This window comes from Variovorax cryoconiti (assembly GCF_051216395.1).
In the GTDB taxonomy this organism is placed as follows: Bacteria; Pseudomonadota; Gammaproteobacteria; order Burkholderiales; family Burkholderiaceae_C; genus Variovorax.
The window spans coordinates 1-1,037 of record NZ_JBPJZI010000081.1 but is presented as its reverse complement, the minus strand read 5'-3'; the positions used below and the strand labels follow the sequence as shown (position 1 = coordinate 1,037).

The 1,037-nt window shown below is 67.8% G+C and carries 1 protein-coding gene; it reads right to left on the bottom strand.

Features of this window, described 5'->3' with window-relative positions:
* Window positions 1-221: 221 nt before the first annotated feature.
* The coding region (locus tag ACSFA2_RS25885; RefSeq protein ID WP_435458182.1) for an amidohydrolase at window positions 222-1,037 on the bottom strand (816 nt) is incomplete at its 5' end.

The following is a 1,037-nucleotide window of genomic DNA, read 5'->3' as shown; positions in this document are numbered from 1 at the left end:
TGTACACGGCAAAGAACGCATAGGTGACGAAGTCGTAGAACTCCAGCGCGTTGCCCGCGACCGTGGCCGCGACGACGCGCGTGGGCACGCGTTGCCCGCTGGCGACCGGCGCTTGCGCGGCGCCCGGGTTCAGGGAATGGGCACTCTGGCCGATGCTGGCGTTCATGGCGATGGCTCGCTTTCCGAAGAGTAAGACCTTGGGGCAAAAACAGGGGAAGGATTCAGGAGGCCACGAGGAAGCGCTGCGCAAGCAGCACCCAGTACGCCGCGCCGATGGCAACGTTGTCATCGTTGAAGTCGTAGCCCGGGTTGTGGACCATGCAGCTGCCCGGTCCGGCGCCGTTGCCAATCTGCAGGTAGCTGCCGGGGCAGTGCTCCAGCATCACGGCGAAGTCTTCGCTGCCGGTGGCCGCGAGGCCGTGCAGGATCACGCGTTCGGGCCCGAGCAGCTCCAGCGCCACCTTGCGCGCGAAGTCGGTCTCGGCGAGCGTGTTGACCAGCACCGGGTAGTCGCGCCGGTAATCGACCACGGCATGCACGTCCAGGCTTTGCGCCTGCGCCGCCACCAGCGCGCGGATGCGTGTCTCCAGCAGGTCGCGCACCACCGGGTCGAGCGAGCGCACGCTGAGCTCCAGCGTCGCCTGCTGCGGAATGACGTTGTTGGCGCGGCCCGCGTTGATTGCCCCGACGGTCACGATCGCCGTCTGCTGCGGATCGACGTTGCGCGACACGACGGTCTGCAGCGCCATCACGATGCTGGCCGCCGCCACGATGGGGTCGGCCGCCAGGTGCGGCATGGCGCCGTGGCCGCCGGTGCCTTCGAGCGTGATCGTCACGTCGTCGGAAGACGCCATGGTGGCGCCATCGCGAAACACCAGCGTGCCCTGCGGCGTGCCCGGCATGTTGTGCATGGCAAAGATCGCGTCGCACGGAAAGCGCTCGAACAGGCCCTGCTCGATCATCAGCTTCGCGCCGCCGGGGTGCTCCTCGGCCGGCTGGAAGATCAGATGCAGCGTGCCGTCGAAGTCGCCTTCCTC